The following is an 18,863-nucleotide window of genomic DNA, read 5'->3' on the forward strand; positions in this document are numbered from 1 at the left end:
CACGTCCGGGAGACAGCCGTGCCCATCTTCGACACCCCCGAACCGATCACCGCCGACATCACCCTGGTGGCCGGAAACCTGCAGATCACCGCCGGTCGCGGCGCCGAGACCACCGTCGAGGTCCGTCCGCGCGCCGAACACAAGGACGTCGACGTGCGGGCCGCCGAGTCGGTCGAGGTCGACTTCGCCGGCGGCCGGCTCGAAGTACGCGACCCCCAGCCCTCGGGCCTGGGGCGTGTGATCGGGCGCAAGGGCATGGTCGACATCACCGTCGAACTGCCCGTCGGCTCCCGCGTCCACGCTTCGGGAGGATTCGGCAACATCCGCTGCGAGGGAAGCCTGGGTCCGTCCGAGGTCTCGGTCTCCAACGGCAACATCACGGTGCACCGCGTGGCGGGCAACGCCGAGCTCACCACGGGGCACGGCTCCGTCCGGGCGGAGGAGATCGACGGTTCCGCCCTGGTCAAGTCCACGGGTGGCGCCCTCACCCTCGGCACGGTCCACGGAGAACTGCGGGCGAACTCCGCGCACGGCGACATCACCGCCGACCGCGCCCTGGCCTCGGTCACCGCGCGCACCACCCACGGCAGCATCCGGATCGGCCAGGTGGCCGACGGCCGCGTCAGCGTGGAGAGCTCCTACGGCGAACTGGAGATCGGCATCCGGGAGGGCACCGCGGCCTGGCTGGACGCGGTCTCCACGAAGGGCGTCGTGCGCAGCTCCCTGGAAGCCTCCGACGCACCCGCCCCCACCGAGCAGACCGTCGAGGTCCGGGCCCGCAGCGTCTGGGGCGACATCCTGGTCCACCGCTCCTGACCACACGGAAGCGAGACTGAACATGAACCGGCACACTCCCCCCACCGCCATCTCGGTCACGGGGCTGCGCAAGTCCTACGGCGACCACGTCGTCCTGGACGGCGTCGACCTGGAGATCCCCGCGGGAACGGTCTTCTCGCTGTTGGGTCCCAACGGCGCCGGCAAGACCACCATCGTCAGGATGCTGTCCACGCTCATCGGCGCCGACGGCGGCCGGGCCCGCGTCCTCGGACACGACGTGGCGGCCGAGCCCGACGCGGTGCGCGCCGCGATCGGCGTCACCGGCCAGTACTCGGCGGTGGACGGCCTGCTCACCGGGCGCGAGAACCTGATGCTCATGGCGAAGCTGCACCGCCTGGGACGCGCCGGAGCGCGGAGGCGCACCACCGAACTGCTGGAGCGGTTCGACCTGGTGGACGCGGCCGGGAAGCCCGCGTCCGCCTACTCCGGAGGCATGCGCCGCCGGCTCGACCTGGCGATGACCCTGGTGGGCGAGCCGCGCCTGATCTTCCTCGACGAGCCGACCACCGGGCTGGACCCGCGCAGCCGTCGGGACATGTGGCAGATCATCCGCGACCTCGTGGCCGACGGCGTCTCGGTCTTCCTCACCACGCAGTACCTGGAGGAGGCCGACCGGCTCGCCGACCGGATCGCGGTGCTGGACCACGGCACGATCGTCGCCGAGGGGACCGCCGCCGAACTCAAGCGCCGCGTCCCCGGCGGCCACGTGCGCCTGCGCTTCAGCGAGGCCGACGAACTGGAGTCGGCGGCCCGTGCGCTGGGCGGCGAGGCCGACACCGACGCGCTCGCGCTCAGGGTCCCCGGGGGAGGGGTCGCGTCACTGCGGGACCTCCTGGACCGCCTCGACACCGCGTCGATCACCCCCGAGGAGCTGTCGGTGGAGACCCCGGCCCTCGACGACGTCTTCCTCGCGCTCACGGGCCACCGGAGCGCCGACGACAACGCACGGAAGGTGAACCGATGACCGCCCTCACCCACGCCCTGGGGGACTCGGGCACGATGGTGGCCCGCCAGCTGCGGCACATGCTGCGCTACCCGTCCATGACGCTGCTCCTGGCCGGCATGCCGATCTTCTTCCTCCTGCTGTTCGTGTACGTCTTCGGCGGTGCGATGGGTACCGGAGCGGTCGGCGCCGCCGCCGGTCGAGCCGCCTACCTCGAGTACATCGCGCCCGGGATCATCCTCATCGCGGTGGCCAGTGCGGCCCAGGGGACGGCCATCTCGGTGGCGATGGACATGACCGAGGGCGTCGTCGCCCGGTTCCGCACCATGGACATCGCCCGGGTGTCCGTCCTGACCGGGCACGTCGTCGGAAGCCTGGTCCAGGCCATGGTCAGCGCCGGCCTGCTCACCGCCGTCGCGGTCCTCATCGGGTACCGGCCGGGCGCGGGCCCGGCCGAGTGGCTCGCGGTCGTCGGCGTGTTGCTGATGGTCTCGTTCGCGCTCACCTGGCTGACGGTGGCGCTGGGCCTGCTCGCCAAGACCGTGGAGTCGGCGAGCAACCTGCCGATGCCCCTGGTCTTCCTGCCCTTCCTCGGCAGCGGCTTCGTCCCGACCGAGACACTGCCGACGGCCCTGCGGTGGTTCGCCGAGTACCAGCCGTTCACACCCGTCATCGACACGCTGCGCGGGCTGCTGACGGGGACCGGTGCCGGCGACAGGTGGATCGCGGCGGTCGCCTGGTGCGCGGGGATCTCCCTGGTCTCCTACCTGTGGGCCAAGAGGCTCTACAACCGCGACCCGGCCGCCTGACCGCCCTGGCGCTCGCGAGTGCCGGGACGTGTGCGCGGGATCCGGCCGGACGCACAACGGGTCCGGGAAGCACGAAAGGTGGAGGTCCGGATCACGCCGGAGCTCCACCTTGTGTGTACTGAGTGTCCGAGGGGGGACTTGAACCCCCATGCCCTATACGGGCACTAGCACCTCAAGCTAGCGCGTCTACCTATTCCGCCACCCGGACAGGGTGTGTTCGGCGCTCCTCAGCGCCGGACAGGACAACCATAGCAAAACCCTGGACCTGTCCGAACCATGTTTTCCGCCGGGGGGTGGCCATGGCAGGGTCGGGGGGACAAGTAGGGCAACGGCGCGGTGGGACGGGAGCGGCAGATGCCGGACACGGACAGCGGACTGAGCGCGGCGGAGGTCGAGGTCGTCGATCTGTGCAGGGAGCTCATCGAGATCGACACCTCCAACTACGGCGACCATTCCGGGCCGGGTGAGCGCAAGGCGGCGGAGTACGTCGCGGGCAAGCTCGACGAGGTCGGCGTGGAATCGGCGATCTACGAGAAGCACCCCGGGCGCAGCAACGTGGTGGCGCGGATCACCGGTGAGGACTCCAGCCGCCCGCCCCTGCTGATCCACGGCCACCTGGACGTCGTCCCGGCGGCGCCCGAGGACTGGACCCACCACCCCTTCGCGGGCGAGGTCACCGACGGGTGCGTGTGGGGCCGCGGGGCCGTCGACATGAAGAACATGAACGCCATGGTCCTGGCCATGCTGCGCCAGCGCCTGCGCGAGGGGCGCCGCCCGCCGCGCGACATCGTGCTGGCCTTCCTCGCCGATGAGGAGGCCGGCGGCACCTGGGGCGCCCAGTACCTGGTCGACGAGCACCCCGAACTCTTCGCCGACTGCGACTCCGCGATCAGCGAGGTCGGCGGCTTCTCCTTCACGGTCGAGGAGAACCGGCGCCTCTACCTGGTGGAGACCGCGGAGAAGGGCATCGCCTGGATGAAGCTGACCGCGCGCGGCACCGCCGGTCACGGGTCGATGGTCAACACCGACAACGCGGTCACCGAACTAGCGGCGGCCGTGGCCAGGCTGGGCGAGCACGAGTTCCCCGTGCAGCTCACGCCGACCGTGCGGACGTTCCTGGAGGAGGTCTGCGAGGCGTTCGGGATCGACTTCGACGAGCGCGACGTGGACGGCACGGTCGCCCGGCTCGGCCCGATCGCCCGCATGATCGGCGCCACCCTGCGCAACACCCTCAACCCCACGGTGCTGGGCGGCGGGTACAAGGCCAACGTCATCCCCGGCGAGGCCACCGCCCAGGTGGACGGCCGCTTCCTGCCCGGGGCCGAGGACGAGTACTTCGCCGTGATCGACCGGCTGCTCGGCCCCAAGGTCGACCGCGAGTTCATCCACCACCTGCCCGCGGTGGAGACCCCCTTCGAGGGCGGTCTGGTCAGCGCGATGTCGGAGTCGCTGCTGGCCGAGGACCCCGGCGCCAAGGCCGTGCCCTACTGCCTGTCCGGCGGGACCGACGCCAAGAGCTTCTCGCGGCTGGGCGTGCGCAACTACGGCTTCGCACCGCTCAAGCTCCCCCCGGAGCTGGACTTCGCCGGAATGTTCCACGGCGTCGACGAGCGCGTCCCCGTGGACGGACTCCAGTTCGGTGTGCGCGTGCTGGACCGGTTCGTCGGCCTGAGCTGATTCCGGGTGGCGGTCCGCGCCGGAGCGCGCGGGCCGCCCGCGCGGCGGCCGGTTATGTGCCACCCCGCGCAGAGAAGTTCTTGGCGCGTTTTCGAATCACGTGCATGTTCACTCAGCGTGATGCTACGGTTGCTTTCAGTTCGACGATGTCGTGGTTCCGCGCTCGCGTCAGTGTGCGCTCGGATCCGGCTCAGACGGACGATCCCGGCGGCAGGGGCCGCGCGGGACCGCGTAGCAGGAACGAGACGAGGGGGCATGCATGGTGCTCACGGGCCGGGGGTGGCTGGTCACGACCAGTCGCGCTGCCTGTGGTGACCGTGTCGTCCTCGCCCGTCTTCTCCTCCTGTCCGGTCTCGTGGTCGTCGCCTGGCTGGCCGGAGGGTTCGGTGCCGCCCACGGTGGGACCGCATCCGACTCGAACGGCCTCGTCGACAGCGTCCTGCAGTCCGGAGACGCCGCCGAGCGTGCCGGACAGGCGGCCGCCGAGGAGATCCGCTCCGCTCGGCTCACCGACACCACGGCCCGCGCCGCCTCGGTGACCGGCACGCTGACCGGCGACGTCGTGCCCCAGGCCGCGTCGCTGCCCTCGACGGCCCTGAACGAGTCCGGCGTCGCGTCGGCACTCGGGGAGACCTCCACCGGGGCCACCGCGAACCGGGTCGTCGACGACGCGACCCGCGCGGTGGACGGGACCGCCCGCGAGGCGGGGGACCTGGTCGACGGCATCACCCGCACCGGTCACGAGGTCGCGGGCGCCGCCGAAGGCTCGCTGCGCGACACGGGCATGGTCACCACCGTGGCCGACGGCCTGGCCGACTCCACCCGGAGCGTCCGCCAGGGGATCGACGGTACCGCCAGGACCGCGGACGCCGTGGTCCACGGCGACCTGCCGGTGATCGGCTCCGAGGTCCCCGCCGAGACCACGACCGCGCGCCCCGCCGAGCGGAGCGTCCCGCGCTCCGAGGTGGAGCGCGTGACCAGGACAGCCCGGGCGGCGGCCGAGGCCGCCGCGCACACCGCCCACGGCGCCGCGGCCGAGCAGGCCGCGGAGCAGGCGGCGGACGAGGCCGAGGACCTCGGTGAGCGCATCCGCCTCATCGGCGGCGGAGGCACGCACCACGGGCACGCGGACGCGACGGGTACCGCCGCGCCGACCTTCCCGCAGCCGGCCACCGCCGGATTCCTCATGGCCCGCGCGGCGCACCTCGCGCCGCAGGCCCAGCGGGTCGCCCTGCCCGGCGACCCCACCCTGGTCGTCCGCGACGCCGCGGACGACCCCACCTTCTCCCCCGACTAGTCGCGCTCTCGACCGCGGCCGGTCCCTTCGCGCTTCCACGCGCAGTCGCCATGCCGGATTCCGGCTGGCACCGACCTCCACAGCCCTCGGCTCGGAGTCGCCGCCGCGGTCACCCTGAGTAGCCATCTGAACTCTCGTTGACCCAAGGACATGCCATGACGCACGCGACACAGGCCAGGATCACCGCCCTCGTGGCAGCGGGCCTCCTCACCATCACCGGGGCCGCAGCGGCCCACGCCGACACCACCACCAGCGGAAACGGATCGATCGGCGGCGGCAACCAGGTCGACCTCGACGCCGACGCTCCGATCAACGCCTGCGGCAACTCCGTCGCGGTCCTCGGCGCCGCCGGGGCCCAGTGCACCGACGACGAGGCCACCGTCGAGGAGGCGTCCTCCACCAGCGCCCCCGACGACAACAGCGGCTACGACGGCTACACGCCGCCCGAGGAGACGCCCTCGGAGGGCCCGTCGGAAGGTCCGTCGGAGGGTCCGTCCGAGGGTCCGTCGGAAGGCCCGTCGGAGGGTCCGTCCGAGGGCCCGTCGGAGGGTCCGTCGGAGGGCCCGTCGGAAGGCCCGTCGGAAGGCCCGTCCGAGGGTCCGTCCGAGGGTCCGCCGGAGCTTCCCCGCACCGGCGTCTCCGGCCTGACCTCCTGGGTCGCGGCCGCCGCCGCAGCCGTCCTGGCCGGTGCCGGGCTGGTCCTCTTCGGACTCCGCCGCCGCACACGCCACTGATCGGCTTCCCGGGCCGCTCGCGCGGTCCGGGGGTTGACGCGAGTCCCGCAGCATCGGCCGAGGCCGTGTCCGCGGGGTTCACGTCAGCCGCCGCTCAACCAGAGCGGAGCTGACCGACGGGACGCACGCGTCCGCCCGCAACCAGCCGGCGCGACGGAGAGGTGTTCAGCAGCCCGGCGCACACGCACCGTCCAGGTGCGCGCACAACCGGATGATCCCCGGCCTTGGCCGTAGGCCCGTGCCCCATCCAGGGGCGTGGAACGGCTTGTGGCCCACGCACAGCAGCTTTCTCATCAACTCGTTCTCTCGAAAGGACTTCCCACATGGGTAAGTGGGCTAGGACCTCCGCCAAGTCCATGCTTCTGGCAGCGGGCTTCGTCGCGCTGGGCAGCGGCGTGGCCTTCGCCGACGGCGGCGTCGCCACCTCCGGCAACGGCTCGATCCTGGGCGGTAACCAGGTCGTCGCCGACGCCGACGTGCCGATCAACGTCTGCGGCAACTCCATCTCCGCCCTGATCGGCATGTCCGGTGCCCAGTGCACCGGCTCCAGCGCTGCCGTGGTCGACCGCGGCGGCGACATCCGCACGTCGGGCAACGGCTCGGTCCTGGGCGGCAACCAGCTCGTCGGCCACGCCGACGTGCCGGTCAACGTCACGGGCAACGCCATCGGCGCGCTCGGCGGGGTGGCGGGTGCCGCCGCCACCGACGCCGACTCCGTCGTGCACCACCACGGTCACCACGGTCACCACGGCGGCCCGGACATCGCGACCTCGGGCAACGGCTCCCTGGCCGGCGGCAACCAGCTCGTCGGCCACGCCGACGTGCCGGTCAACATCTCCGGCAACGCCATCGGCGCGCTCGGCGGGGTGGCCGGCGCGGCCGCCACCGACGCCGACTCCGTCGTGCACCACCACGGTCACCACGGTCACCACGGCGGCCCGGACATCGCGACCTCGGGCAACGGCTCGGTCCTGGGCGGCAACCAGGGCGTCGTGGACCTCGACGTCCCGGTCAACGTCGCGGGCAACGCGGTCGGCGCCGTGGGCGGGGTGGCCGGCGCGGCCGCCACCGACTCCGACGCGATCGTCGCGGAGCGCGGCCACCACGGCCACGGCCACCACGGCCACCACGGTGGCGACCACGGCTACCGCGACCACCAGTCCGGCGCGACCGAGCTGTCCCCGGCCGACCTGCTCGGCGAGGCCCTCGGCAGCGTCCAGCCGCTGCCCGACACCTCCGGCGTCGACATGGGCGTGGCCCGCCAGTCCGCCCCCGCCGAGCGCCAGCACCAGTCCTGGGGCGGCTCGGACATCGCGACCTCGGGCAACGGCTCGGTCCTGGGCGGCAACCAGGGCGTCGTGGACCTCGACGTCCCGGTCAACGTCACCGGCAACGCGGTCGGCGCCGTGGGCGGCATGGCCGGCGCGGCCACCACCGACAGCGACGCGATCGTCAAGCACGACGACCACGACGTCGCGACCTCCGGCAACGGCTCCCTGGTCGGTGGCAACCAGCTCGTCGGCGAGGCCGACGTGCCCGTCAACGTCGCGGGCAACGCGGTCGGCGCGGTCGCCGGCGTCGCGGGCGCCAGCTCCACCGACAGCGACGCGGTCGTCGTGCACGACAGCGCGCCCGTCGAGCACCAGTCCGGCGCTCTGGACGCGGCTCCCATCGTGAACGAGCTGCCCGAGGTGCCCGTCTCGGAGATGGTGCCCGTCGACTACACCCTGAGCGAGACCACCGCCCAGGCCGTCGAGGAGCACGCCCCGGAGCACGCCGACGAGCTGCCCGAGGCACCCAACCCCGTGGACGAGGTCCTCAGCCTGACGGGTGTCGGCCTGTAAGGGCCGAGACCGGGGGCACGGTCGCGGACGGCCGATCGCCCGACCGACAGGGGTAGGCGTCCCGTTCCGTTTGGAACGCGGTGGACTGCGGGTCGCCAACACCTGGAGGCGGTGGTCGCGGATCCGTGACCGGGTCCCGCACCGGCACCTCGGTGCCGCGGACACGGGTGAGGTGAGTCGCCTTCGCGCTTCCGTTCCGTTTGGAACGCGGTGGACTGCGGAAGCGTGGGGGTGACGACCACCAGCTCAGGACGAGAGTCGAGTCCTCCCGGGAATATCCGGGAGGACTCGCCGCATTCTGGGAGCAGGACACCCGGTCGAGGGAAGTGTGAGCTAACTCACCACGGTGAAGTGTTCCAGGTGCTCGTCGGAGCCCTCGACCCACGAGGGGAGACTGTTGCCACGGACGGACACGTGCGATACGGGACGGTAGCGGTACACCGAGCGCCTATTCTGCGGATGCCGGTGGGAACGAGCCCAGGCCGACCGCGGTGCGGACCTCCCACACGCGAAGCGGCCACGCGGGCCCATCGACGGGGGAGTGCCTGGAATTCGGTTACTGTCGGTCCACGGGAACCGACAGACCACGGCCGAAGAGACCACGTAAGGCTAGACGTAGGGGAAGAGCGTGCCACCCACGAAGGGCAGCGCCGGCAAGAACGGCTCGAAGGACAGCGGACGCCAAGGGGCGGGTAACGCCCTCGTCATCGTCGAGTCGCCCGCCAAGGCGAAGACCATCGCCGGATACCTGGGCCGCGGCTACGTCGTGGAGTCCAGCATCGGCCACATCCGCGACATGCCCGCGAAGGCCGCCGAGATCCCCGCCAAGTACAAGGGACAGCCCTGGGCGCGGCTCGGCGTGGACGTCGACGGGAACTTCGAGCCCCTCTACGTCGTCAACCCCGACAAGAAGTCGCACGTCAAGAAGCTCAAGGAGCTCATGGCGGACGCCGACGAACTCCTCCTCGCCACAGATGAGGACCGCGAGGGCGAGGCGATCGCCTGGCACCTGCTCGAAGAGCTCAAGCCACGGATCCCCGTCAAGCGCATGGTGTTCAACGAGATCACCAAGGACGCCATCCAGCGGGCCGCCCGCAACACCCGCGACCTCAACACCCGCCTGGTGAGCGCGCAGGAGACCCGCCGCATCCTGGACCGCCTCTACGGCTACGAGGTCTCCCCGGTGCTGTGGAAGAAGGTCATGCCGAAGCTGTCGGCGGGCCGCGTGCAGTCCGTGGCCACCCGTCTGGTGGTCGAGCGCGAACGCGAGCGGATGGCCTTCACCTCCGCGGAGTACTGGGACCTCAAGGCGGTCTTCGACGCCACCGGGGCCGGTGTGCCCGAGGGTCCCGCGACCTTCCCCGCCACCCTGGTCTCCGTGGACGGCACGCGCATCGCCGTGGGCCGCGACTTCACCCCCCAGGGCACGCTGCGCCCGGACCGCGACGTCCGCCAGCTGGACGAGGCCGCCGCCCGCGGCCTGGCCGAGCGCCTGGCCGGATCCGGGTTCTCCGTGCGCTCCGTCGAGCGCAAGCCCTACCGCCGCTCGCCCTACGCGCCGTTCCGCACCACGACCCTGCAGCAGGAGGCCTCGCGCAAGCTGGGCCTGTCCGCGAAGCAGGCCATGCAGGTCGCCCAGCGCCTGTACGAGAACGGTTACATCACCTACATGCGTACCGACAGCACCACGCTGTCGGACAGCGCGGTCAACGCCGCGCGCAACCAGGTCCGGCGCCTGTACGGCGGCGACTACCTGCCCGCCAAGCCCCGCGTGTACGCCAGCAAGGTCAAGAACGCGCAGGAGGCGCACGAGGCGATCCGCCCGGCGGGTGAGGAGTTCCGCACGCCCGCCGAGACCGGGCTGTCGGGCCCCGAGTTCCGCCTCTACGAGCTCATCTGGAAGCGCACCGTCGCCTCGCAGATGAAGGACGCGGTCGGTGAGTCCGTCACGGTGCGCATCGAGGGCACGTCCTCGGGCGGCGAGGTCGCCGAGTTCAGCGCGACCGGCAAGATCATCACCTTCCACGGCTTCCTCAAGGCCTACGTGGAGGGGTCCGACGACCCCGCGGCCGACCTGGACGACCGCGAGCGCCGACTGCCGCCGATGTCCGAGGGCGACCCGCTCAAGGCGCAGGCGCTGGAAGCCGAGGGCCACAGCACCCGCCCGCCTGCGCGCTACACCGAGGCGAGCCTGGTCAAGGAGCTGGAGGAGCGGGAGATCGGCCGCCCCTCCACCTACGCCGCGATCATCGGCACGATCCAGGACCGCGGCTACGTGTTCAAGAAGGGCACGGCGCTCGTGCCGTCCTTCCTGGCCTTCGCCGTCGTGCAGCTGTTGGAGCGCCACTTCGGCAACCTGGTGGACTACGCGTTCACCGCCCGCCTGGAGGACGTGCTCGACGCCATCGCCCGCGGTGAGGCCGAGAGCCTGCCCTGGCTGCGCCGGTTCTACTTCGGTGGTGAGGACGCGCAGGGCGGTCACGAGACCGGTCTCAAGGAGCTGGTGGGCGACCACCTCTCGGAGATCGACCCCAAGGAGGTCAGCTCCCTGCCGCTGCCCGGGACCGACATCGTGCTGCGGGTGGGGCGCTACGGCCCCTACCTGGACCGCGACGGCGTCCGGGTCAACGTGCCGGAGGACCTGGCCCCGGACGAGCTGACCGAGGAGAAGGCCGAGGAGCTGTTCGCGCAGCCCAGCGGTGACCGCGACCTCGGGGTCGACCCCGAGACCGGGCGCGCGATCGTGGCCAAGTCCGGGCGCTTCGGCCCCTACGTCACCGAGGTCATCGAGGACCCGGCGGAGGGCGAGGCCAAGCCCAAGAGCCGGGCCAAGGCCAAGGAGAAGCCGCGGACGAGCTCCCTGCTCAAGTCGATGTCCCTGGACACCGTCACCCTGGAGGACGCGCTGCGCCTGCTGTCCCTGCCCAGGGTCGTGGGCCAGCTGGACGGCGAGGACGTCACGGCGCAGAACGGCCGGTACGGCCCGTACCTGAAGAAGGGCACGGACAGCCGCTCCCTGGAGACCGAGGAGCAGATGTTCACGGTCACCCTGGAGGAGGCCGAGGCGATCTTCGCCCAGCCCAAGCAGCGCGGCCGCCGCGCGGCGGCCCCGCCCCTGCGCGAGCTGGGGCAGGACCCCGAGTCCGGCGCCAAGATGGTGATCAAGGACGGCCGCTTCGGCCCCTACGTCACCGACGGAGAGGTCAACGCGTCGCTGCGCAAGGGCGACGAGGTCGACGCGATCACCGACGAGCGCGCGGCGGAGCTGCTGGCCGAGCGGCGGGCCAAGGCCCCGGCGAAGAAGAAGGCCCCGGCCAAGAAGGCGCCCGCCAAGAAGGCGCCCGCCAAGAAGCCCGCGGCGAAGAAGACCACGACCGCGAAGAAGTCCACGACCACCACCGCGAAGAAGACGACGACGCGCAAGTCCACCGCCGCGGCCAAGACCGGCGTGCCCCGGACGACCGCGAAGGAGTCGGGGGACGCACAGGAGTAGGGCTCGGTCGCCTGGAAGACGGGGCCTTCGCGCCTTCCGGAGCACTCCCTCGTTCCTCGGGAGTGCTCCTCCAGGCCCTCCAGGGCCCGTCGGCGCCCTCGCCGTGCGTTCTCCGGGCCTGTGCCCCTACCCCGTTTCGGCCGGTGCGGGGCGCCCGCCCCGCGCCGGTCACAGTTCGTGGCAGGCCCTCCGCCCCCTGTTCCGAGGGGGACTTCCGTACTACTGTGTGCGTGAGAGCAGGGGGCGTGGATACGTGTGTGGCCCCCGTTCACTCCACTCGAATCCTGCGGCGGGCCCTGAGCCCGTCCATCCCTATCCCCCACATCGATAATCTTGAGCGCTATGAGCAGATCTGCACCCCTGGGAGCGCCGGACGAGGCGCGCAACGTCCTCGCGATCACACCCTTCAGAAGGCTGTGGATCTCGCTTACCCTGTCCAGCCTCGGTGACTGGCTGAGCCTGCTGGCCCTGATGTCCCTGGCGGCGATCTTCACCGCCGACGGTTCCACCCTGGTCCGGTACCTGGCCGTCAGCGGCGTCGTGGTGATCAAGCTCGCCCCGTCGATCGTGCTGAGCCCGCTGGTCGCGGCGCTCGCCGACCGTCTCGACCGGCGGTGGACGATGGTCGTCGGCGACGTGCTGCGCGCCCTGCTGTACGTCTCCATCCCTCTCGTCGGCCTGTTCTTCGCCGACTTCTCACTGGAATGGCTGCTCATCGCGGCCTTCCTCGCCGAGCTCGTCGAACTCCTGTGGACCCCGGCCAAGGACGCCACCGTCCCGACGCTGGTGCCGCGCAGGCTCCAGGGCCAGGCCACCCGGCTGTGCCTGCTGGTCGGCTACGGCACCGCCCCCGTCGCCGCGCTGCTCTTCGCCGCGCTGGCCTCGGTCGGCAACCTGCTCGGCGCGCTGGTGCCGTCCCTGGCCAGCCCTGAGGCGGACGTCGCGCTCTACCTCAACGGCCTGATGTTCCTCGTCGCCGCGATCGTCGTCGCGGGGCTGCCGATTCCCAAGCACAAGCCCGCCAAGGGCGGTGAGGCCGGCACCCGCGACGCCGCCCTCCTGGCATCGGTGCGGGCCGGTCGGCGCGCCGCCGGTGCCTCGCCGCTCGGACGGGGCCTGGTGCTGGGCATGCTCGGGGCCCTGGCCGCCGGCGGCACCGTCGTCGGCGTCGGGCGTCTGCACGTCGAGGGCCTGGGCGCGGGCAACGCCGGCTTCGGCGTGGTCTTCGCCGCCGTGTTCGCCGGGATGGCGCTGGGGATGCTGGCCGGTCCCCGCGTCCTCAAGCGGTTCAGCCGTCGACGCCTGTTCGGCGTGAGCGCGGCCGTGGCCGGACTGTCCCTGCTCTTCGCCGGGGCCGTCGGCGACATGGTGCTCACCGCCGTCCTCACCACCCTGCTCGGCGTGGGCGCCGGTATGGCCTGGGGCCTCGGCACGGCCCTGCTCGGAGAGGAGGCCGGGGACGAGGACCGCGACCGCGCTCTGGCGTTCCTCCACGGCTGCGCCCGCATCGTCCTGGTGGCCGCCGCCGCTCTCGCGGCGCTGGCCGCCGGGTTCATCGGCGACTACTCACTTCCCGTCGGCCCCCTCACCTACGACCTGCGCGGCAGCGGGATCGTCCTGATGGCGGTCGGCCTGATCGCCGTCGTCGTTGCGTGGATCAGCTACCGCCAGGTGAACCGCGATGACCCCGAGGGCGGTCCGGGCCTGGTGCCCGAGCTGGTCGCCGCCCTGCGCGGGGTGGACCTCACCGAGGACGAGGAGGAGGAGCCCGAGCACTCCGGCGCCTTCATCGTCCTGGAGGGCGGCGAGGGCGCGGGCAAGTCCACCCAGGTCCGCGAGCTCACCGTCTGGCTGCGCGAGCAGGGCTTCGAGGTCCTCGGTACGCGCCAGCCCGGCGCCACCAAGCTCGGCATGCGCCTGCGCGGGCTGCTCCTGGACCGGGAGAACTCCCACATCACCCCCCGCGCCGAGGTACTGCTGTACGCGGCCGACAAGGCCGACCACGTCGAACAGGAGATCCTGCCCGCGCTCCGGCGCGGCGCCGTGGTCATCAGCGACCGGTACGTCGACTCGCTCCTGGCCTACCAGGGCGCGGGCCGCGACCTCGCGCCCGACGAGATCCGCGGGATCAGCGACTGGGCCACCCAGGACCTCGTCCCGGACCTGACGGTCCTGCTGGACGTGGACCCCGAGGCCGGGCTGTCCCGGCTGGGCGGGCCGACCGACCGCATCGAGTCGGAGTCACTGGAGTTCCACGAGCGCGTCCGCAAGAGCTTCCTGGCGCTCGCCAAGCGGGACCCCGAGCGCTACCTGGTCGTGGACGCGGCCGAGCCCCAGGCACGGATCTCCAAGGAGATCCGTCGCCGGGTGCGGTCCCTGCTGCCGGACCCGGTCGACTCCAGCTCCGAGGCGGTCACCGGAATGATCCCGGTGATCCGGCCGGAGTAGGCCCGGCGGTCCCTCCTCGACGGCTCCACGGGCCCTTCCCGCCACGGGAGGGGCCCTTTCCGCCCTCCCGTCCGGGACAGAAGCAGACGGAGCCGTCCACCCACACGCCCAGCAGGGGCACGGTGTGGGGGCGGCCGTCGGGGCGCACGGTCGTCACCCAGTACAGGGGCGCGTCGGCCAGGACGGTGCGGGCCCGGCCCCAGGGGACCGGGGCGGCTCCGGCGCTGCTGAAATCCGGGCAGAGGCCGGTCACGGGTGTCGGTTCGCGCATGGGGACTCCCTAAGGTTGTGGGTGTTCAGGATGGAATGTTCTGGATGCCCAGGACGGTGGGGTGTGGCTGATGGGGTGCTTGCCCTCGAAGGCTCGAGAGGAATGGCCGCCCCGCCGTCCGGGACTCCCCGACCTCTGATTGAGATCTGCGATGTAGTCGCTGTTTAGGGACCTGGTGGCGGGGCTGTCCACGGGGACCACCAACAGCGAGGAGCGGGCAGAACCCATGAACACCGGTCAACTCGTGTGGGTCGGCATCGACGCTGGGAAGACCAACCACCACGCCACAGCGGTCAACACCACTGGTGAGGTGCTGTGGTCCAAGCAGGTCCGCAACGACCAGGCCGCCATCGAGGCCCTCATCACCAAGGCCACCGCCGCCGGCGTCCAGGCTCGCTGGGCGGTGGACCTGACCAACAGCTACGCCGCTCTGCTCCTGGCCGTGCTCGGAGCCGCCGACCAGACAGTGGTCTACGTCCCCGGCCGCATGGTCAACACCATGACCACCACCTTCGGCGAGTCCAAGACCGACGCCAAGGACGCCCTGGTCATCGCCCAGACCGCCCGCATGCGCCCGGACCTGGCCACGGTCACCACCCCGCCGGAACAGGTGGCCGAGCTGGCCCGGCTCACCGCCCACCGGGCGGACCTGGCCGCGGACTGGGTACGCGGCGTCAACCGGCTCCGCGACCTGCTCGGGTCGGTCTTCCCCGGCCTGGAACGCGCCTTGGACTACACCCAGCGGTCCCCGCTGATCCTGCTCACCGGCTTCGCCACCCCCGCCGAAGTCCGCGACGCGGGCGAGGACGGGCTCCTCGCCCACCTGCGCGAGCACGGCGCGCACCGGCCCAGCCTGGCCAAGATCACCGCCGCCGCGCTGGAGGCCGCCCAGGCCCAGACCATCGTGCTGCCCGGTGAAGCGAGCACCGCCGCGCTCGTCAAGCGCCTGGCCGCCAAACTGCTGGAGCTGGACCACGAGCGCAAGGACCTGGACAAGACCATCACCGGCGTGTTCCGCTCCAACCCCCAAGCCGGGATCATCGAGTCCCTGCCCGGGATGGGGCCGATCCTGGGGGCGGAGTTCATCACAGTCACCGGCGGCGACCTGGCCGCGTTTGCCCACTCGGGTCGCCTGGCTTCTTATGCCGGGCTGGCACCGGTCAGCAAGGACTCGGGCCGGGTGAGTGGGAACCTCAGACGCCCTAAGCGCTACAACCGCAGGCTGCGCAGGGTGTTCTACATGGCGGCGCTGTCCTCGATCAAGGCCGACGGCCCATCGCGGACCTTCTACCGGAAGAAACGCGGTGAGCGGATGCTGCACAAACAAGCGCTGCTCGCCCTGGCGCGCAGGCTCGTGAACGTGTTGTGGGCGCTGCTGCGCGACGGTCGCCTTTTCGAGCGCAGCACACCGGTCAGGCCTGTGGCGGCTTGACACGGTCATTGAGATTCCTTCCTCGTACGGGAACAGACCCGCTGGGGCGGCCGGACTCATCGACCCGTCGCCGGAGAGGGCCTGTGGAAACCGGCTCACGTGTCGGCGGGGACTCCTATCCTGGGACCGAGACATTCCATGCGGTTCGGGGGGCAAGCTTGACGGTCTTCGACGACCTGATCGGCCAGCAGGCCGCGGTCGGCCGACTCGAGCGGGCCGTGGCCGGGGCCGGCGACCTCGTCGCCGGCGGGCCGGGTACGGGAATGACGCACGCCTGGCTGTTCACCGGGCCCCCCGGGTCGGGCCGGTCCGAGGCCGCCCGCGCCTTCGCCGCCGCACTGCAGTGCCCCGACGGCGGGTGCGGCCACTGCGGCTCCTGCCACCAGGTGCTCACCGGGACCCACCCCGATGTGCTGTACGTCCGGCCCAGCGGCCTGAGCTACGGCGTGGCCGCCACCCGCGACCTGGTGCTGAAGGCCAGCTCCAAACCCTCCGGCGGACGCTTCCGGATCGTCCTGTTCGAGGACGCCGAGCGCGCCACCGAGGCCGCCTCCAACGCCCTGCTCAAAGCCGTGGAGGAGCCCTCCCCCCGCACGGTGTGGCTGCTGTGCACGCCCACCCCCGACGACCTGCTCATCACCATCCGCTCCCGCTGCCGCCTGGTGACCCTGGCCACGCCTCCCACGGCGGAACTCGTCTCCGCCCTCGTGCAGCGCGACGGTGTGGATCCCGACACCGCCCGGTCGGCCGCGCGCGCCGCCGCGGGGCGCATTGACCGCGCCCGGCAGCTCGCCACCGACCCCGAGGCCCGCCGCCGCCGCGAGGAGGTGCTGTCGATCCCCGTGCGGCTGGACGGTACGGGCGCGTGCGTCGTCGCCGCGGCCCGGCTCTACGAGATCGCGGAGGAGGACTCCAAGACGCTCACCGCCGCGCTCGACGAGCAGGAGAAGGGCGACATGCGGGCGGCCTTCGGCGAGGGCTCCACCGGCAAGGGCGTCGCCAAGGCGATCCGGGGGTCGGCGGGCGCGATGAAGGACCTGGAGGAACGGCAGAAGCGCCGAGCCACGCGCATCAAGCGCGACTCCTACGACCGCGCCCTGCTCGACCTGGCGGCGTTCTACCGCGACGTCCTCGCCCTCCAGCTCGGGGCCCGGGTGGAGCTGTCCACGGTCGAGCGCTCCGGCGACCTGGAGCGCGTGGCCCGCTCCAGCACACCCGAGTCCACGCTCCGCCGGATCGACGCCATCATGGAGTGCCGGACGCGCATCGGCGCCAACGTGCACCCCCAGATCGCCATGGAGGCGATGACCTCCGCGCTGCTGGCCGGCTGACGCGCGGGCGCGCCGCGCGTAGTGTGCCCGGTACCGGACGGGTGTCCGGGCTCCGGGTGCGCGGCATCGACACGGACACGCCGACCACCGTCGGCGGCGACGAGAGGGCGGACAGGCGTGGCGACGAGGGTACGTGGACCGGTGGCGGTCGGAATCGCGGGCGCGGTACTGCTGGCCTCCGGCTGTACGGCCGGCGGTAGTGCCGGTGGCGGTACCGGTGGCGGGTCCGCGCCCGCGGAGGAGTCGGGGCCCCTCGCGGAGTTCACCTCGCAGGAGTTCACCTGGGGCGCCTGTGAGGAGGGCGGATCCCAGGTCGAGTGCGCCGTCTACGAGGTGCCCATGGACTACGGGGACCCCGACGGCGAGCGGATCGAGATCGCGGTCAAGCGCCTGCCCGCTTCGGGGAGCGATCCTGTCGGCTCCCTGCTCATCAACCCGGGCGGGCCCGGCGGCTCGGGCTACGACTACGTGGACCACGCCGCCTACGGGATCAGCGAGGACGTCCGGGAGCGCTTCGACGTGGTCGGCTTCGACCCGCGCGGTGTGGGCCGCAGTTCGCCGCTGACCTGCCTGGACGCGGAGGGGATCGACGACTTCCTCGGTGTGGAGGTCGGGGACGGAACCGGGGACGACGCCGCGGACACGGCGGAGATCGTGGAGAGCAGCCAGGAGTTCGTCGAGGCCTGCGAGACCAACGCGCCCGACCTCATGCTCCACATGGGCACCGCCAACGTCGCCCGCGACATGGACATGCTGCGCGCCCTGGTCGACGACGAGCGGCTGACCTACCTGGGCGCGTCCTACGGCACGCACATCGGGGCCCAGTACGCCGACCAGTTCCCCGAGCGGGTGCGCGCCCTGGTCCTGGACGGGGCGGTCGACCCCAGCCAGGAACAGCTGGACATGAGCGTGGAGCAGGCCACCGGGTTCGAGACCGCGCTGCGGGCCTTCGTGGCGGACTGTGTGACCGGCTCCGACTGCCCGCTGGGCGGTCCGGGCACCAGCGTCGACGAGGGCGTGGCCGCGCTCGACGACTTCCTGGAGGGCGCCGCGGAACGTCCGCTGGCCAACTCCGCCGACGACCGCGAGGTCAACCGGGCCCGCGCCGAACTGGGCGTGCTCGCCGCGCTGTACACGGAGAGCCGGTGGCCGCGCGTGCGCGAGGCGCTCACCGCCGCGATGGAGGACGGCGACGGCACGAGCCTCGTCCTGCTCGGCGACGACCTCTACGGGCGGACCGACACCGAGAAGTACGAGAACTCCACCGCCGCGCTCATCGCGGTCAACTGCTCCGACTCCGCCAGTCCGCGGGACGTGGAGGAGTACGCCACGGCCGCCGAGGAGGCGGGCGAGGAGTCACCGGTCTTCGGGCCGATGCTCGCCTGGAGCGCGTTGCCGTGCGCCTACTGGCCGGAGGAGGCCGTGGCCGAGGGCGGCGAGCTGACCGCGGCCGGCGCCGACCCGATCATGGTGGTGGGCACCACCCGCGACTCCGCGACCCCCTACGCGTGGGCCGAGGCCCTCGCCAATCAGCTGGAACCCGGATTCCTGGTCACCCGGGACGGCGACGGGCACACGGGCTACCGGATGGGCGACGCGTGCGTGGACGCGATGGTGGACGACTACCTCATCGACCTCACCGTGCCCGAGGACGGCATGGCCTGCGCCTGACGTCACACCGGAGAAGATGGACGGGGCACCCTGGTGGAGGCGCTAGACTGGTGACCGCTTCGCAGCGTTCACGCGC

Annotated in this window: 13 protein-coding genes and 1 tRNA gene; 12 read left to right on the forward strand and 2 right to left on the reverse strand. The window is 72.0% G+C overall.

What is annotated here, in order from left to right:
- The first annotated feature begins 18 nt into the window (after nucleotides 1-18).
- From M1P99_RS14595 to M1P99_RS14605, 3 genes are read left to right on the forward strand one after another with little or no spacing between them, the layout of a single operon-like run.
- Nucleotides 19-816, forward strand: coding sequence for a DUF4097 family beta strand repeat-containing protein (locus M1P99_RS14595; protein ID WP_304453202.1), 798 nt, complete (start codon nucleotides 19-21; stop codon nucleotides 814-816).
- A 22-nt stretch (nucleotides 817-838) separates the two neighbouring features.
- Nucleotides 839-1,801, forward strand: a complete 963-nt coding sequence (locus tag M1P99_RS14600; protein ID WP_304453203.1) for an ATP-binding cassette domain-containing protein — start codon at nucleotides 839-841, stop codon at nucleotides 1,799-1,801.
- Complete coding sequence (locus M1P99_RS14605) at nucleotides 1,798-2,589, forward strand: ABC transporter permease (protein ID WP_304453204.1); 792 nt, start codon at nucleotides 1,798-1,800, stop codon at nucleotides 2,587-2,589. The genes M1P99_RS14600 and M1P99_RS14605 overlap by 4 nt, the downstream gene beginning before the upstream one ends.
- Nucleotides 2,590-2,712: 123 nt before the next feature.
- Here the strand turns inward: M1P99_RS14605 and M1P99_RS14610 are convergent.
- A tRNA-Leu gene (locus M1P99_RS14610) sits at nucleotides 2,713-2,797 on the reverse strand.
- 146 nt (nucleotides 2,798-2,943) lie between these two features.
- On the opposite strand from M1P99_RS14610, the gene M1P99_RS14615 reads away from it, so the two are divergent.
- The 6 genes from M1P99_RS14615 to tmk all read left to right on the forward strand — a co-directional run bounded on the left by M1P99_RS14615 (nucleotide 2,944) and on the right by tmk (nucleotide 14,082).
- Complete coding sequence (locus M1P99_RS14615) at nucleotides 2,944-4,266, forward strand: M20/M25/M40 family metallo-hydrolase (RefSeq protein WP_304453205.1); 1,323 nt, start codon at nucleotides 2,944-2,946, stop codon at nucleotides 4,264-4,266.
- A gap of 259 nt (nucleotides 4,267-4,525) precedes the next feature.
- Nucleotides 4,526-5,563 carry a hypothetical protein gene (locus tag M1P99_RS14620; RefSeq protein WP_304453206.1) on the forward strand — a complete coding sequence of 346 codons (1,038 nt, stop codon included), beginning with the start codon at nucleotides 4,526-4,528 and terminating at the stop codon, nucleotides 5,561-5,563.
- Between the two features lie 155 nt (nucleotides 5,564-5,718).
- The gene (locus tag M1P99_RS14625; RefSeq protein WP_304453207.1) at nucleotides 5,719-6,297 is read left to right on the forward strand and encodes a chaplin family protein; all 579 of its coding nucleotides are present in this window, start codon (nucleotides 5,719-5,721) and stop codon (nucleotides 6,295-6,297) included.
- 323 nt (nucleotides 6,298-6,620) lie between these two features.
- A complete protein-coding gene (locus M1P99_RS14630; RefSeq protein ID WP_304453208.1) occupies nucleotides 6,621-8,141 on the forward strand; it encodes a hypothetical protein in 1,521 nt (506 codons plus the stop codon).
- Nucleotides 8,142-8,769: 628 nt separating this feature from the next.
- Complete coding sequence (gene topA, locus M1P99_RS14635; protein WP_304453209.1) at nucleotides 8,770-11,634, forward strand: type I DNA topoisomerase; 2,865 nt, start codon at nucleotides 8,770-8,772, stop codon at nucleotides 11,632-11,634.
- A gap of 342 nt (nucleotides 11,635-11,976) precedes the next feature.
- A complete protein-coding gene (gene tmk / locus M1P99_RS14640; protein WP_304453210.1) occupies nucleotides 11,977-14,082 on the forward strand; it encodes a dTMP kinase in 2,106 nt (701 codons plus the stop codon).
- Here the strand turns inward: tmk and M1P99_RS14645 are convergent.
- The gene (locus M1P99_RS14645) at nucleotides 14,048-14,353 is read right to left on the reverse strand and encodes a pyridoxamine 5'-phosphate oxidase family protein (RefSeq protein WP_304453211.1); all 306 of its coding nucleotides are present in this window, start codon (nucleotides 14,351-14,353) and stop codon (nucleotides 14,048-14,050) included. The two genes, tmk and M1P99_RS14645, sit on opposite strands and share 35 nt — an antisense overlap.
- 226 nt (nucleotides 14,354-14,579) lie before the next feature.
- On the opposite strand from M1P99_RS14645, the gene M1P99_RS14650 reads away from it, so the two are divergent.
- The 3 genes from M1P99_RS14650 to M1P99_RS14660 all read left to right on the forward strand — a co-directional run bounded on the left by M1P99_RS14650 (nucleotide 14,580) and on the right by M1P99_RS14660 (nucleotide 18,787).
- Nucleotides 14,580-15,785 carry an IS110 family transposase gene (locus tag M1P99_RS14650; RefSeq protein ID WP_304453212.1) on the forward strand — a complete coding sequence of 402 codons (1,206 nt, stop codon included), beginning with the start codon at nucleotides 14,580-14,582 and terminating at the stop codon, nucleotides 15,783-15,785.
- A 158-nt stretch (nucleotides 15,786-15,943) separates the two neighbouring features.
- Nucleotides 15,944-17,116: a DNA polymerase III subunit delta' gene (locus M1P99_RS14655; RefSeq protein WP_304453213.1), complete on the forward strand. Its 1,173-nt coding sequence runs from the start codon at nucleotides 15,944-15,946 to the stop codon at nucleotides 17,114-17,116.
- 141 nt (nucleotides 17,117-17,257) lie between these two features.
- Nucleotides 17,258-18,787: an alpha/beta hydrolase gene (locus tag M1P99_RS14660; protein WP_304453214.1), complete on the forward strand. Its 1,530-nt coding sequence runs from the start codon at nucleotides 17,258-17,260 to the stop codon at nucleotides 18,785-18,787.
- Nucleotides 18,788-18,863 lie beyond the last annotated feature (76 nt).

This window comes from Nocardiopsis sp. YSL2 (assembly GCF_030555055.1).
Taxonomy (GTDB): Bacteria; Actinomycetota; Actinomycetes; order Streptosporangiales; family Streptosporangiaceae; genus Nocardiopsis.

Bases quoted from the DNA above. Each gene is read 5' to 3' on its own strand.
- M1P99_RS14645 (WP_304453211.1), bottom strand. From the start codon at position 14,353: ATGCGCGAACCGACACCCGTGACCGGCCTCTGCCCGGATTTCAGCAGC.
- tmk (WP_304453210.1), top strand. From the start codon at position 11,977: ATGAGCAGATCTGCACCCCTGGGAGCGCCGGACGAGGCGCGCAACGTC.
- M1P99_RS14620 (WP_304453206.1), top strand. From the start codon at position 4,526: ATGGTGCTCACGGGCCGGGGGTGGCTGGTCACGACCAGTCGCGCTGCC.
- M1P99_RS14650 (WP_304453212.1), top strand. From the start codon at position 14,580: ATGAACACCGGTCAACTCGTGTGGGTCGGCATCGACGCTGGGAAGACC.
- M1P99_RS14605 (WP_304453204.1), top strand. From the start codon at position 1,798: ATGACCGCCCTCACCCACGCCCTGGGGGACTCGGGCACGATGGTGGCC.
- M1P99_RS14630 (WP_304453208.1), top strand. From the start codon at position 6,621: ATGGGTAAGTGGGCTAGGACCTCCGCCAAGTCCATGCTTCTGGCAGCG.
- M1P99_RS14600 (WP_304453203.1), top strand. From the start codon at position 839: ATGAACCGGCACACTCCCCCCACCGCCATCTCGGTCACGGGGCTGCGC.
- M1P99_RS14625 (WP_304453207.1), top strand. From the start codon at position 5,719: ATGACGCACGCGACACAGGCCAGGATCACCGCCCTCGTGGCAGCGGGC.
- M1P99_RS14615 (WP_304453205.1), top strand. From the start codon at position 2,944: ATGCCGGACACGGACAGCGGACTGAGCGCGGCGGAGGTCGAGGTCGTC.